The 13,325-nt window shown below is 63.3% G+C and carries 12 protein-coding genes; 1 reads left to right on the top strand and 11 read right to left on the bottom strand.

The window, feature by feature from the left end; genetic code table 11:
- Positions 1 to 196: 196 nt before the first annotated feature.
- The 5 genes from L6637_RS10975 to L6637_RS10955 form a co-directional block, all read right to left on the bottom strand.
- On the bottom strand, positions 197 to 1,483 hold the full coding sequence (locus L6637_RS10975; RefSeq protein ID WP_237863694.1) for a DUF445 domain-containing protein: 1,287 nt from the start codon (positions 1,481 to 1,483) through the stop codon (positions 197 to 199).
- A gap of 199 nt (positions 1,484 to 1,682) precedes the next feature.
- Positions 1,683 to 2,138, bottom strand: a complete 456-nt coding sequence (locus L6637_RS10970) for a phasin (protein ID WP_237863693.1) — start codon at positions 2,136 to 2,138, stop codon at positions 1,683 to 1,685.
- A 227-nt stretch (positions 2,139 to 2,365) separates the two neighbouring features.
- The gene (locus tag L6637_RS10965; RefSeq protein WP_237863692.1) at positions 2,366 to 2,959 is read right to left on the bottom strand and encodes a GNAT family N-acetyltransferase; all 594 of its coding nucleotides are present in this window, start codon (positions 2,957 to 2,959) and stop codon (positions 2,366 to 2,368) included.
- Positions 2,956 to 4,038: a PHA/PHB synthase family protein gene (locus L6637_RS10960; RefSeq protein WP_237863691.1), complete on the bottom strand. Its 1,083-nt coding sequence runs from the start codon at positions 4,036 to 4,038 to the stop codon at positions 2,956 to 2,958. The genes L6637_RS10965 and L6637_RS10960 overlap by 4 nt, the downstream gene beginning before the upstream one ends.
- Positions 4,035 to 4,415 carry a hypothetical protein gene (locus L6637_RS10955; RefSeq protein WP_237863690.1) on the bottom strand — a complete coding sequence of 127 codons (381 nt, stop codon included), beginning with the start codon at positions 4,413 to 4,415 and terminating at the stop codon, positions 4,035 to 4,037. The genes L6637_RS10960 and L6637_RS10955 overlap by 4 nt, the downstream gene beginning before the upstream one ends.
- 130 nt (positions 4,416 to 4,545) lie before the next feature.
- Between L6637_RS10955 and L6637_RS10950 the strand changes: the two genes are divergently transcribed.
- Entirely contained in the window at positions 4,546 to 5,505 is a 960-nt protein-coding gene (locus L6637_RS10950; protein ID WP_237863689.1) for an alpha/beta fold hydrolase, read from the top strand.
- Here L6637_RS10950 and L6637_RS10945 read toward each other — a convergent pair.
- The 6 genes from L6637_RS10945 to L6637_RS10920 are packed head-to-tail and all read right to left on the bottom strand — an operon-like array spanning position 5,502 to position 13,143.
- Complete coding sequence (locus L6637_RS10945; RefSeq protein ID WP_237870566.1) at positions 5,502 to 6,176, bottom strand: spermidine synthase family protein; 675 nt, start codon at positions 6,174 to 6,176, stop codon at positions 5,502 to 5,504. The two genes, L6637_RS10950 and L6637_RS10945, sit on opposite strands and share 4 nt — an antisense overlap.
- 30 nt (positions 6,177 to 6,206) lie before the next feature.
- Positions 6,207 to 9,443, bottom strand: a complete 3,237-nt coding sequence (locus L6637_RS10940) for a bifunctional cytochrome P450/NADPH--P450 reductase (protein ID WP_237870564.1) — start codon at positions 9,441 to 9,443, stop codon at positions 6,207 to 6,209.
- 31 nt (positions 9,444 to 9,474) lie between these two features.
- Positions 9,475 to 10,470 (bottom strand): alpha/beta fold hydrolase, encoded by a 996-nt coding sequence (locus L6637_RS10935; protein ID WP_237870562.1) that lies wholly within the window; start codon positions 10,468 to 10,470, stop codon positions 9,475 to 9,477.
- Between the two features lie 18 nt (positions 10,471 to 10,488).
- Positions 10,489 to 12,039, bottom strand: a complete 1,551-nt coding sequence (locus L6637_RS10930; RefSeq protein ID WP_237863685.1) for a wax ester/triacylglycerol synthase family O-acyltransferase — start codon at positions 12,037 to 12,039, stop codon at positions 10,489 to 10,491.
- Positions 12,040 to 12,085: 46 nt separating this feature from the next.
- A complete protein-coding gene (locus tag L6637_RS10925) occupies positions 12,086 to 12,886 on the bottom strand; it encodes an alpha/beta hydrolase family protein (protein ID WP_237870560.1) in 801 nt (266 codons plus the stop codon).
- Positions 12,886 to 13,143, bottom strand: a complete 258-nt coding sequence (locus tag L6637_RS10920; RefSeq protein WP_128953009.1) for a DUF6489 family protein — start codon at positions 13,141 to 13,143, stop codon at positions 12,886 to 12,888. The genes L6637_RS10925 and L6637_RS10920 overlap by 1 nt, the downstream gene beginning before the upstream one ends.
- Positions 13,144 to 13,325 lie beyond the last annotated feature (182 nt).

Raw genomic sequence — 13,325 nt, 5'->3', positions numbered from 1 at the left:
ATCCCCTTGGGAAGAATTCCTGAAGAGCCCGCCGGCCGCGATGCCGGCAATGGGCATGAATTCCAATACGCCGGCTTCTTGATCGTTCCGCAGCGCAACATGAATCAGCTAGGCGGCCGGTTCCACACATTCAAGCGGGAGAGATGCCGGGCCACAATAGGCTCGCGCGTTAATGCTGTTGGGCGTGACGCAAAAGTCACAACAATCGGAGCAGGAATTCTACGCAGTACAGCGCCAATCCCGCGAGTCCGCCGATCAGCGAGCCGTTGAAGCGGATGTATTGCAGGTCGCGTCCGATGTTGATTTCGATCAGCGAAATCAGCTGCGCCATGTCCCACGACTTGACCTGGTCGGAGATGAAGGTCGAGACGCCGCTCTTCTGGTCGGCGACGAAGCTGCGCAGCACCGTCACCAGGCCCTGGTTGATCTCACCGCGCAGCTCGGCATCGCCGGCGAGCGCATCGCCCGCCGAAACGAACATGCCGGCGAGATGATGCTGCAGCACCTGCGTTTCACCGGATGCGCTGCGCTCGATGAAGGAGCGCGTGTTGGCCCAGACGGTGCGGGCGAGATCGGCAAGCTCTGGCCGCGCCAGGAAATCGCGCTTCAAGCCATCGATGCGATCGATATAGGCCTGGTCGGTACCGAGCCGATCGACGAAGCTCAGCACCATGCGGTCGAACTCGCCGCGGAACGGATGCTTGGGATCGCTGCGCACCTCGTTGAAGAAAGCCGTTGCCGACGAGACAATCTTGTTCACGAGAAACTTGTCGGCGCGATAGAGGTTGAGCAGGGTCGGCAACTCCGCGCGCACCTTGTCGCGGATCATTGCCATGGTCTCTTTCTGGGTCAGCGTCTCGTGCATCACGCGCAGCAGATCGTCAAACAGGATCTGGTGCCGCCCCTCCGCGACGAAGCCGCGCAGCGTGCCGGCTGCGAGCGGCGCGAGGTCGATCGCCTGGATTTGTGTCGACATGCGGCGGATGATGAAGGTCATCAGGCCGGAGCTTTCCGTCGCGGACACGGCCTCCGGCAATAGCCGCAGAGCAAAGCGAGCAAGATCATCGCTGCGTTTGCGATCGCGCAGCCAGTCGGCGACGAAAGAGCCGAAATCGATCTCTCTCAGCTTGGCGTCGACCGGACCAGCCTCGAGGAAATGCACCTGGATGAACTCGCCGAGCTTGTCGGCGATGCGGGCCTGATTGCTCTGGATGATCGCGGTGTGCGGAATCGGCAGGCCGAGCGGCCGCTTGAACAGCGCGACCACAGCATACCAGTCGGCGAGCCCGCCGATGGTGGCGGCTTCCGCGAAAGCGGCGATGAAGCCGAACGCGGGATGCACCGGCAGCAGCCATTTCGCGACGACGAACAGCAGAAGCGTCGAGGCCAGCACCAGCGTCGCCAGCGCCTTGACGCGGCGCAGCTCGGCTGCCCGTTCCGCGTCGGCAGGTGTATCAAACGAGAAGTTGGTAGATGAATCCATGACTGCATCACAGTACTCCGTCATTGCGAGCGAAGCGAAGCAATCCAGAGTCTTTCCACGGAGGGACTCTGGATTGCTTCGTCGCATCAGCGCAAAATTGCTACGCAATTTTGTCGCGAGCTCCTCGCAATGACGGCAGCGCAAACAAAAGGCCCGCCGAAGCGGGCCTCAAATTTCAGTTTGGTCTCAGGGCGCCAGATCAGGCGGTCTTGTTGTAGACCTTGGCAAAGTTGTCCTGAGCGGACTTCGCACCGTTGGCGGCGAGCTTGCCGAGATAGTCGGCGGTCGCCTTGGTGCGCGAGACGAACGCTTCGCCGCGGGCGCGGAGCAGGCTCGACTGGATCTCGACGGCTTCGCTGAACGACTTGGCGGACGCGAGCTTGTCGATACCCGCGAAGAACGCCTCGGCGTCCTCGTAGATCGCCTGCTGAATGTTGCGGCTGATCTTGCCGGCTTCAGTGACGGACTCGGTCACCGCGTTCTCGACGGCGGCGGTCACGCGCTCGGAGCCAGCGAACACCTCGGCAGCACGGTCCTTGGCGGTGTTGGCGGTCTTCTTGACGAATTCGCGGGCAGCCTCGGGAACTTCCAGGTTCTGGATGTTCTTGAAAGCGTCTTTGAAGCCCTCGAAGGCGGTGTTGGTTTCGGTGGTCATGGGGGTTCTCTCCATCCTCATTGGGTTGAGCTATGGGCTCACCCCGTCCTCGATGGCCCGGGGCACGGCTTATATGGCATAGTTAATTGTGCGATGCAACAATCATGTTGCATCGCGATATCACGAATTCGTGATCAGCCTTATTTGGAGGCATTCTGATGCCTCCCTGGCCCGCCGCCCTACTGTGCATGGGGTTGATTTCGAGTTTTGGTCGGTAGGCGACGCCTTTAATGCTGGACGGCGCCTGGCAGCCCATACGCCTCCATCTGGGCCTGGACCTGCGCGATGTTGTGGCCGAGCACGACGATGTCGTGGGTCTTGCCGGCGACGTCCCGGACATGGTCCCGGAGCAGCGCCTCGGCCTTGAAGCCGAGGCTCTCGAACAGCGCGATCGCCGCCTGCTGGTCGACCGTCATCTGGACCGAGAGCTTCTCCAGCCCCGCCCCGAGCGCGAGCGCAAAGGTCTCCTGCGACAGCGCCTTCCCCACCCCCTTCCCGCGCACGTCCTGCGACACCACCATGCGGATCTCGCCGACATGGGGCGACCAGGAGTGCGGATCGCGCACCAGCGTGCCGCAGCCGACGACCTTGCCGTCCTTCACCGCGAGCAGGCTCTGAATGGCGCCGCGCTCGATCTCCTTGACCCAGGCCGACAGCACCTTCGGCTCGCTGATGTTGCGCGGCAGGAACAGCAGGTCATGGGTCGGCAGGCCCTTGCCGAAGGCGAGCACGGCCGCTTCATCAGCAGGCGACATCAGGCGGATCTCGATATCGCCCGCGTCGGTCTTGACGTGACGCGGATAGGAACGCTGCTCACTCATGTCGATCTTGTCCCCAGCCAGGAATCCAGTTTCGGCCATAGCCGCTTGATGGCGTTGGCGCCGGCGACCAGCGAAACGTGACCGCCTTTCAGCATCACCTCTTCCTTGTCCACCGAGCCGATCTTCGCGATCAGATGCTTGGCCGCGTCATAAGGCACGATGTGATCGTGCTCGGCGACCGCGTGCAGGATCGGCACCTTGATGTTCGCGAGCTTCGCTGGCCGCCCCCCGACCGACATGGTGTCGTTGTAGAGCTTGTTGTCCCACATCAGGTCTTTGGTGATGGTGCGGAAATATTCGCCCGCCAGCGGCAGCGTGTCGGTCGCCCAGCGGTCGAACATCCGGTACGATTTCACGAACTCGTCGTTCCAGATGTTTTCCCACAGCTGGATCTGGCTCGCGGCGCGCGAGGCCGGACGAAGCATCTCGAACGAAGACAGGATCATCTCCGGCGGCACGTTGCCGACGCTGTCGACGAGGCGGTCGACGTCGAAATAGCGGCGGTCGGAGAAATTGGAGAACAGCTTCATCTCGCGAAAGTCGATCGGCGTGGTGAAGCAGATCAGATTCTTCATCGGCCCGTCCGGGAAGATCGAGCCGTAGAGCAGCGACAATACGCCGCCGAAGCAATAGCCGATCACCGAGACGTCCTGCTCGCCGGAATCGGCCTGCACCCGGCGGACGCAATCCGGGATGAAGTCGAGGACATAGTCCTCCATGCGCAGGCTTCGCTCCTCCGGCCGCGGCGCGCTCCAGTCGAGCATGTAGACGTCGTAGCCGCGCCTCAGCAGGAACTCGATGAAACTCTGGCCCGGCACGAGGTCGAGGATGTAGCCGCGATTGGTGGTCGCCATCACGACCAGCACCGGCACGCGATAAATCTCGTCCGACATCGGCCGGTAGTGGTAGAGGCTCATCGTGCCGCGCGAATGCAGCACGTCCTTTGGGGTCGATCCGAGTGTCGGACCGGAGGTCGAGAAATATTCCACGCCCTTGATGCTGCGCTGGATGGCGCGCTGCACCTCGGCCTGGATGCGCTCCGGGATTGCTGCGAAATCAAGTCCCGTCGGCGCGTTCATTTCGGCCCTCCGCCTTCGGACGGCGGACGTTTCGTGCGAGGCGGCCGCGGTGCGGTATCGATCGGCGATCCACCTGACGCCGCCGACATCTGGCTCAGCATCGACTTGATCTCGCCGATCTGCCCCTCGATGGCTTGCAGGCGCTCGGCAATGCCGGTCATCTGCTCGCGGCTCGGCAGATTCATCGAGAGGAGATATTTCTCCATGAGATCGCCGAACTGTTTCTGAGCACCCGCAGCAGCGCCGCCGGCGCGATTCATGGCCTGCGAGAATTCGGGCGTCTCCATCGCCTTGGTGGCGAAGGAGTTGAAGCCCTTCTCCATCTCGCCAACCATCTTCTGCCACAGGGCGACAGGGTCGGTGATCTTGTCGGTCATCGGCGTCCTCCAGGTCTCGAGGGCTTCTTGCGCCCCTCTTTTGTCGCCATACCACACCGTTGCGACGGGCCGGTCAACGGCTAAGCGACAGGGCGATGTCGCACGCACGGCTTCTTTGCGACGGCAAACCATGCGATACAATTCCGGCCTGCCACAGGGGAACAATCCGGTGAACGCCTCCACCCATCAGCCGCCGCAGACCGTCCGCGCCAACGGCATCGACATCTGCTATGAGATCTTCGGCAACGACAATGCCGAGCCGCTGCTGCTGATCATGGGGCTCGGGGCGCAAATGATCCATTGGGACGATGCGTTCTGCGAGCAGCTCGCCGCCCGCGGCTTTCGCGTGATCCGTTTCGACAACCGCGACATCGGAAAGTCGAGCCATCTGACCGGGGGCAAGCGCCTGACGCCGCTCGAACTGCTCAAGCTTCGCTTCCTCAGGATTCCGGTCGCCGCGACGTACAAGCTGATCGACATGGCCAAGGACACGGTCGGCCTGATGGACGCGCTCGGGATCAAATCGGCACATCTGGTCGGCGCATCGATGGGCGGCATGATCGCGCAGGAGGTGACGCTATCGTTTCCGCAGCGCGTGCGCTCGCTGACCTCGATCATGTCGACGACAGGCAATCCGCGCGTGCCGCCGCCGACGCGGGAGGCCGCCGCGATGCTGATGGCGCCGCCGCCGCGCAGCAAGGAAGAGTTCGTCACCCGCTTCGGCGAGACCTGGAAGGTCTTGCGCGCCGGCTCCTTTCCCGAGGAAGAAGCGCTCGACCCAGGTCGTGCCGAACGCGTCTTCGCCCGCGGGCTCAATCCCGCTGGCGTCGGTCGGCAGCTCCGTGCCGTGCTGGCCTCCGGCAGCCGCAAGGAACGGCTGCATGGCGTGAAGACGCCGACGCTCGTGATCCACGGCACGGTCGATCCGCTGGTCCGCCCTGAAGGCGGCAAGGACACGGCGGAGTCAGTTCATGGCGCAAAGTTGTTGATGATCGAGGGCATGGGCCACGCGCTGCCGATGCGGTTCTGGCCAGAGATCATCGGCGCGATCGACAAGCACGCGCATGGTGCAGCGGCGAAGGCAGCTTAAGACTTCTTCGCGATCCAGATCACATGGCGCGCGCCGCCGCCTCTGCCGGTGGCGCGGACGGCGACCTCGTTGACGTCGAAGCCGGCGCGCCCGAGACGCTTGGTGAAGGCGGGGTTCGGTCCTGACGACCAGACAGCGAGCACACCGCCGGGCCGCAGCGCAGCCTTCGCCGCCGCCAATCCGCTCGCACTGTAGAGCGCGTCATTGCCCTTCCGCGTCAGCCCTTCCGGCCCATTGTCGACGTCGAGCAGGATCGCGTCGAAGGTCGAGTCCTTCGCACGGATGATTTCGCCAACATCGGTCTCCCGGATGCTCACCCTGGCATCATCGAGGCTGTCGCCGAAGACCTCCGCCATCGGACCTCGCGCCCACGCAACCACCGCCGGCACCAGTTCAGAGACTATGATCTTTGCCTTGCTTCCGAGCACGGCGAGCGCAGCGCGCAGCGTAAAGCCCATGCCGAGCCCCCCGATCAGAACAGCGGGCTTTGCGACTTTCTCGATCTGCTTCGCCGCAAGCGTCGCGAGCGCGGCTTCGGAGCCCGACAGGCGGTTATTCATCAGCTCGTTAGTGCCGAGCTTGATCGAGAACTCCTTGCCCCGCCGCATCAGGCGGAGCTCCTCGTCGGAGCCGGGGATTTTGGCGGTGTCGAGCTTTTCCCAGGGAATCATGGCAGACGTTTAGCACGATTGGGCTGGCGGTCACCCGCCGGCCCACACGTCCAGCACGTAGCGGTTCTTCGTACCCATCTCCTCGATCCAGCGGGCGCCCGCAGCCGCATCGCCACCGCTCTTCTCCCGGTAGATCGCAACCAGCGCCGCCTTCACGTCGGGCTCCATCCTGCTGCCGTCGCCGCAGACGTAGATGATCGCGCCCTGCTCGATCAGCGGCCAGACCTTGTCCTTCTGCACGGCGAGCACGTGCTGGACATAGGTCTTCGGTCCTTCCGCCCGCGAGAACGCAGTGAACAGCTCGGTGATGCCGCTCGCAGCCAGTGCCTTCAGCTCGTCAGCATAGAGAAAATCCTGATCGGGATGGCGGCAACCGAAAAACAACATGGACGAGCCGAGGCTGGCCCCCTTGGCCTTGCGCGCCGCTCGCTCCTGGAGGAAGCCGCGGAACGGCGCGAGTCCCGTGCCCGGGCCAATCATGATAACAGGCACGGATGGATCGTCGGGCAGCCGGAAGCCAGCCTTGGTCTCGCGGACAGTCGCGTAGACCGTATCGCCCGCGCGCCGGTTGGCGAGGTAGTTCGAGCAAATGCCCTTGTAGGTGCCGCGCCCTGAGGCCGCCGGTCCTTCGACCACGCCGACGGTGACGCTGCAACGCGCAGGGTCGACCGATGGCGAGGACGAGATTGAGTAATAGCGCGGCGCAAGCAGCGAGAGCATTTCCAGATAGACGTGGAATGGCAATTCGCAGGCTGGGTATTCGAGCAACAGGTCAAACACCGACTTGCGCTTGCCCAGAATCTCGGCGCGGTATCGCTCGAGCGTGTCAGGCTCGTCGCCGACGAAAGCCAGCAGCTTCGGCTTGGTGACCGGGCAGCGGGTGTGCTCGGCCATGGTCTGGATCTGCTTCCGTGTCGCAACCTGCTGCAACTCGACGAACTCGCTGAGCAGGCGTCCGACCGACACGGCATTGCCAACCGGCAATTGCGCGCGGCGGCCCTCGGCGACCTGAAGCCTGATCTGGTCGGCCGGCAGGAAGCCGAACCGCCGGGCGACGGAATCCACCAGCGTCGGATCGTTGCGCGGGACGACGCTCAAGTGATCCCCGACGCGGTAGCTGATATTGGCCGGCAGTTGAACCTCGATATGACGTGTCGAGCGCTCCGACGGATTGGAGCCTGACCTGTTCTGAAGCTCGTCATTGGCCAGCACCTTCATCGCGACGGCGCCACCCTGGGCGACGATGGTGTTGACGGCGGTCACCGCGACAGGCTCGATCGCGTAGAGCGGATCGTCCTCTGCGGTGCGGGTGAAATTCCAGTCGATGCCGAATTCCTTGGTGGCGACCTGGGCAGCCGCTGGGAACCATTTCTGGAACTGACCGTCGAGATCGCTGCGCGCATCGCCCTCGCCGCGCGGATAGACCGCGCGGGCGCCATGCATGGACAATTGCTCGTCGATGAAGCGCGGCACCGATTGATAGGTCGCGGCCCAGTCGCTGTTGCCGCAGCCGAACACGGCGTAGCGCACACCGGCAAAGGCATCCTTCGGCAGATCCTCGCCGAGCCATTTGACGAATTGCGTCGCATTGTCGGGCGGGGCGCCGTTATACGACGCGCAGATGATCAGCACGCCGCCCTGCTGCGGCAGCTTCCCGACATACTCGTCGAGCGGCCCAAGATGCACGGCAAAGCCGTTGATCTCGGCAAGATCGGCCATGCGCGTTGCAAGCTCCTCGGCGGTGCCGAGATTGGAGCCATAAAGAACCAGCATCGGCGTGTTGTGACCGGGCCGCGTGGTCGGCTGGCGCGGTGCCCGTGGCGCAGACGCCGTAGCTGCGACCGGGCCGCCATAGGCACCGCGCTCGCGATCGGCGCGCGGACGCACCTTGATCTTGAAGCCTTCCGGCTTCATTGTCAGCGTTTCCTTCAGGTGCATCTGATAGCGCTGATGGTCGATCAGCTTGAAGCGCTGGAGGATCATGCCGAGCGCGAGCGCGGCCTCGTGCATGGCGAAGCCGCGACCGATGCAGGCACGCTGGCCGTTGCCAAACGGCTTCCAGGCATTGATCGGCCGTTTTGCTTCGGCTTCCTTGCTGAAATTCTCGGGATCGAACGCATCGGGATTGGGTCCCCAGACGCTGGGGTCGCGATGCAGTGCGGTCACCAGGATCGTGATGAACGTGCCTTTCCTGAGCTTGTACTTGCCGCCGCCAATGGTCTCGTCATTCAGTGGTGAGATGCCGTAGGCCGGCGCCGGTGGCCACAGCCGCAGCGCCTCCTTCAGGATCTGCGTGATGTAAGTGAGCTGCGTGACCTGCTGGTAGGTCGGCTTCGCGTTGACGTCTGGGCCGAAGACGCGATCGACCTCGTCATAGGCCTTCTTGAGAATATCCGGGTGCTTCAGAAGCGCATAGAGCGTGTAGGACAAAAGGCCGCTGGTGGTCTCGTGGCCCGCGATCAGGAACGTGTTGATCTGGTAGCGGATGTTGACGTCGTCGAGCTGCTCGCCGGTCGAGCGGTCGACGCCGGTCATCATCGCGGCGAGCATGTCCTTCTTGTCGTCAATGCCTTCCGCGCTCTTGCGGCGCTCGGCGATGATCTCGTCGACCATCTTGTTCATGAAGGCGACGTCTTCGCCAAGCGTCTTTCTGCGCTTCTGCATCCAGAGCTGCTCGAACGGCAGGCCGCGCGTCATCATGATGGTTTCGAGCGAGCGCACCAGCGACTCGACGAAGGGGTGGTAGTCGCGCCGGTAGAACGAGTTGAAGCGGTATTCGAAGCCACAGAGGCCGATGGTATCGAGTGTCAGCGCGGTCATGTCGTGGACGACGTCGATTTCGTCGTCGGCGTTCAGACGCTCCCATTTGTGGACGAGCTGCTCGGCGATATCGACCATGCTCGGATGGTAGGACTGCATGGCGCGGTTACCGAACGGCTGGAGCAGGATGTTGTGCGCCTTGCTCCAGTTCGGCTCCTTGGTATCAGCCGTGAACAGGCCGTCGCCGCCGACCGCACGCACACGCCGCAGCGCACCGCGCACCGTCTTGTCGAAGCGCTTCTCATCGGAGAGCTCGTCGACGAGATCATGGCCGGACACGACGACGATCGGCGAGCCCATCATATCGAGCCAGAAGATAGGGCCGAGCTCCTTGGCAAGTCGCGTCAGATGCTGCACGGGCGCAGCCGAATCCAGCGACAGCATGTTGCCGACCACTGGCTTGGTCGGCGGCTGCGGAATCGGGTCCAGACGGTTCTTCGATGACATTGCTACGCTTCCCCCTGCTCGCAATGACGAGCTAACCAAACCGCCTTCTACGCCATTCGATCAAGATGGCGCTGACCTCTTCCGGCTTCTCCTGCTGCGTCCAATGGCCGCTGTCCTTCACCAGGTATTTCTCGAGGTCAGCCACCAGTCTCTCCATGCCGTCGGCCGCCGACGGCGGCAGCACCGCGTCGTTCTCGGCCATGATCATCAGCGACGGCACGGTGATGTGGTGATCGAGCCCCTTCGAGCGTTCCCAATTGCGGGTGAAATTACGATACCAATTGATGCCGCCGGTGAAGCCGGTTGTCGTGAAGGTGTCGACGAATACTTTCTTCTCGTCTGCCGAGAGGATCGGCGTACGCGGATCGACCTTGGCATCATAGGCCGCGATCATCTGAGGAAACGCCAGATTGGTCTTTGACGATGCGCCAACGCCGGCGATCGGCGGCTCCTCTGATTTCGCCGCCGGCCGCGCCAACGGTTTGCGCATGAAGGCATCAAAGGTCTGCTCGACGCGGCTACCGAAAATCCTGTCCGGCTCGCGCGCGGGATCCTGGAACTGGACAATGTACATGTCGTCGCCGAAGCGCTGGCGGAACAGCGCGATCGGATCCATTGGCGCACGGTCCCAGTGCGGCGTGTTGACACCGACAACGCCGGCAACGCGCTTAGGGTGCCGCAGCGGCATCTGCCAGACAACGAAGCCGCCCCAATCGTGGCCGACGAAGATCGCCTTCTCGATGTCGAGATGATCGAGCAGCCCGACGAGATCGCCGGTCAGGTGCTCCATGTCATAGGCTTCGACCGGCTCTGGCCGGTCGGTTGCGCCATAGCCGCGCTGGTCCGGTGCGATCACGCGGATGCCGGCTTCGCTCAGCGCTTTGATCTGGTGGCGCCAGGAGAAGGCGAGCTCGGGCCAGCCATGACACAAGACAACCGGCGGCTTGTCAGTCACTGGGCCCGCCTCGTAATAGCCCATGCGGATTCCGTTCGTCTGCGCGAACTTGAGCGGCGGCATTTCGATCATTGCAATAATCCTGACTTCCTATTCAGCCGCGCCTTTGACTTCGGCCGCGGGCGGCGCATAGGCCGCCTCCAACGCAGCGAACTCCTCCGGCAGCATGTCGCACATCACCTGCACATGCGGAATGATGTTGGCGCCGACGATGAAGCCGAAATCGAGCTGGTCGCGATAGCTCTGCACGGTGATGTTGAGCGCCTGCCCGTGCGTCGAGATCGACACTGGGAAGATGTGCAACAGCTCGGCGCCGGCCGCATAGAGCGTCTGCCGCGGCCCCGGCACGTTGGACACGGTGATGTTGGCCGCCGGCGGCAGCACATCCGACAGGTCCGAGCGGCTGTAGAGCAGCGCCAGGATCTGGACGATGATCGGAGTCCCCAGCATCGAGATGTTGGAGACTTGCGGCATCAGGGCCCGCAACGGATGCGACATCTCCTTGGACTTGGTCGACTGCGCGATGATGGCCTCGAGCCGCGCCTTGGGATCCGCGATATTAGTCGCGATCGAGCAGATCATGCCGAACACCTGGTTGTTGGCCTCGGTGTTACCCTCTTCGCGTAGCGAGATCGGCACTGCAGCGGTCAACGATTTCGCCGGCAGCGTGCCGTACTGCAGGAGGTAGCGGCGGACGACGCCGGAGGCGAGCGCCAGCACGACGTCGTTGAGCTTGCCGCCGGCCTGCTTGGCCAGCGCCTTGGAGCGCGACAGCGAGATCGACACGCCGGCAAAGCTCCGCTCCGATGAAATCGTCTTGTTGAGCATGGTCGGCGGCGACACCATGCTGGCGAGGCTTTCGCGCGACTTCGGATCGGAGATCTTTCCGAGAACGTCGGAGACGCTCTTGACCATGGTTGGAATATTTCCGGCGAAGCGTACTGCGCTCTCGATCTGGTACATCGCGTTGTCGAACAGGATCGAGCCGATGTCGCTCTTGCCGGTGCGCGGCAACTGCAGATTCTTCGCAGCCGCCGACGCTTCGAGCGGCTGGCTGAAGAGTTGCTGATAGGAATCGAGCAGGTTGGCTGCGATGTCGCGCGGCTCCTGCCCGGGCTTGGACGCGCCCGTCGGCGGCTCGACCTTCCGCGGGATCGGCGAGATGTCGTAGATCATGTTGGTCAGGGCCGCGCCGGCGCCGCCGTCGATGGCGGCATGGTGCATCTTGGAATAGAGCCCGACCTCATTGTCCTTCATGCCTTCAAACACATAGAATTCCCAGAGCGGGCGGGCACGGTTCAGGAGCTTGGCATGCATCCAGCCGACGATGCGTTCGAGCGTGGCGCGGTCGCGCGGCGCCGGCAGGCTGGCGCGGAAGATGTGACGGTCGATGTCGAACTGGTCGTCTTCAACCCAGGTCGGATGATCAATGTCGAGCGGCGCCTTCTCCAGGCGCGCCTTGAGGATCGGCGCGATGTGCAGCCGCGAGACGATCATCGCCTTGAAGTCTTCGAAAAAGTCGCCCTTGTAGTCGTCGGGCAGGCGAAAGATCGCCATGCTGCCGACATGCATCGGCATCTCAGGCGTTTCCAGATAGAGAAATGATGCGTCCAGCGACGACAGTTTCTTACCGTCAGCCATAGTTCCCTCCACTCATATTCGACTGGCGCCTTGCTGGCGCTTCTCGTCAGGCCGATATTGCCCGCTCCGGCGGGGCATATGCAATGGCAAACGGTCCGGCCCGATCAAATGGCCAGAACTCCCCCTCCGGTTGCGCCAGGCGATCGGCCACGGCCCACAACGCCGCGGGGTTCACCCCGAGCCCGATATGGCTGGCGAAATACACTTCGAGGTTCTCGGCGCGCTCGGAGGGGCGCAACAGGCAGGTCCGCCAATTCACGACGCCATCTGCGCGCGAATAGATCGATGTCGCCGGCACCTTGAGATCCCCGGCGATCGCCTCGCGCAGCTCGGCAAAGTCCTCGACCCGCTCGCCGGATAGCGCCTCGTACAGCGCGGTCGCATTGGTCGCCCGCACATCATTGGCAAAAGGGCTGCCGAGTGTGATGACATAACGGACCAGCTCGGGCGCCTGCAGCGCGAGATCGCGAGCATAGACACCGCCGAGGCTCCATCCGACCAGGCTGACCTTGCGCCCGGTTGCGGCATGGATCTCGGTGAGACGGGCGCGCAAGGCTTCCCGCATCCGCGACAGCCCGCCGAGATTTCGACCCATCCGCCAGGCATGGGCCTCATAGCCGAGTCCGCCGAGATAGCGCCGCATCGGTGCCATCGACAGATCGCTGGCGAGAAAGCCCGGCAGCGCCAGCACCGGATGGCCATCGCCCCTGGGCGCGCGCATCAGCAGTGGTGACAGCAGGACGCTGGCGTTGAATTCGAACAGACTGCGCGCCTCGGCGAGCAGCAGGCCAAGGGCTGGCGGACGAAGCCCGTCCGAGCCTGGCGCTCCGTCGCGCGCGTCGGGCATTACTTCTTCTTGTCGCCGCTGCGCGGGGCGCCGAGACCGGCCATGGTGACGAACATGTCCTGAAACCGTTCCGCCAGCTTGGGATCGAAGGTGAACCAACTCTGGATCAGCGATTCCGGCGAGACCTTCTCGATGTTGCTCAAAACCTGCTGCTGGAGCTTGTCCATCACCGCGGTCTGCATCGGCGACACATCAGGCAATCCGAAAAACTGGCGGGCCTCGAGGGGGGTGCAGTCGATTTCGATGTTAACTTTCATGTCCCCTCCGGATGAGATTCGAGCGGCGTCACGCAGTATCACCGCGACACGGTGTGCGACGCAAGCGACCTGAGCCGGGGACGGGGAGCCGGCTTCCGCAACCGGCGGATATGGTCAATCAAATTGTCGGCGCGAACGGGCGCTGGCGGACCGTTTCCACCCTCATTTTCGAGGCCTGACCG

The organism is Bradyrhizobium zhengyangense (assembly GCF_022012435.1).
GTDB lineage: Bacteria > Pseudomonadota > Alphaproteobacteria > Rhizobiales > Xanthobacteraceae > Bradyrhizobium > Bradyrhizobium zhengyangense.
This window is presented reverse-complemented; position numbering and strand designations above follow the sequence as displayed.

Coding starts and splice junctions, on each gene's coding strand:
- L6637_RS10975 (WP_237863694.1), bottom strand. CDS start 1,483: ATGGATTCATCTACCAACTTCTCGTTTGATACACCTGCCGACGCGGAA.
- L6637_RS10925 (WP_237870560.1), bottom strand. CDS start 12,886: ATGCCCGACGCGCGCGACGGAGCGCCAGGCTCGGACGGGCTTCGTCCG.
- L6637_RS10935 (WP_237870562.1), bottom strand. CDS start 10,470: ATGATCGAAATGCCGCCGCTCAAGTTCGCGCAGACGAACGGAATCCGC.
- L6637_RS10940 (WP_237870564.1), bottom strand. CDS start 9,443: ATGTCATCGAAGAACCGTCTGGACCCGATTCCGCAGCCGCCGACCAAG.
- L6637_RS10970 (WP_237863693.1), bottom strand. CDS start 2,138: ATGACCACCGAAACCAACACCGCCTTCGAGGGCTTCAAAGACGCTTTC.
- L6637_RS10920 (WP_128953009.1), bottom strand. CDS start 13,143: ATGAAAGTTAACATCGAAATCGACTGCACCCCCCTCGAGGCCCGCCAG.
- L6637_RS10930 (WP_237863685.1), bottom strand. CDS start 12,039: ATGGCTGACGGTAAGAAACTGTCGTCGCTGGACGCATCATTTCTCTAT.
- L6637_RS10955 (WP_237863690.1), bottom strand. CDS start 4,415: ATGACCGACAAGATCACCGACCCTGTCGCCCTGTGGCAGAAGATGGTT.
- L6637_RS10945 (WP_237870566.1), bottom strand. CDS start 6,176: ATGATTCCCTGGGAAAAGCTCGACACCGCCAAAATCCCCGGCTCCGAC.
- L6637_RS10960 (WP_237863691.1), bottom strand. CDS start 4,038: ATGAACGCGCCGACGGGACTTGATTTCGCAGCAATCCCGGAGCGCATC.
- L6637_RS10965 (WP_237863692.1), bottom strand. CDS start 2,959: ATGAGTGAGCAGCGTTCCTATCCGCGTCACGTCAAGACCGACGCGGGC.
- L6637_RS10950 (WP_237863689.1), top strand. CDS start 4,546: ATGCGATACAATTCCGGCCTGCCACAGGGGAACAATCCGGTGAACGCC.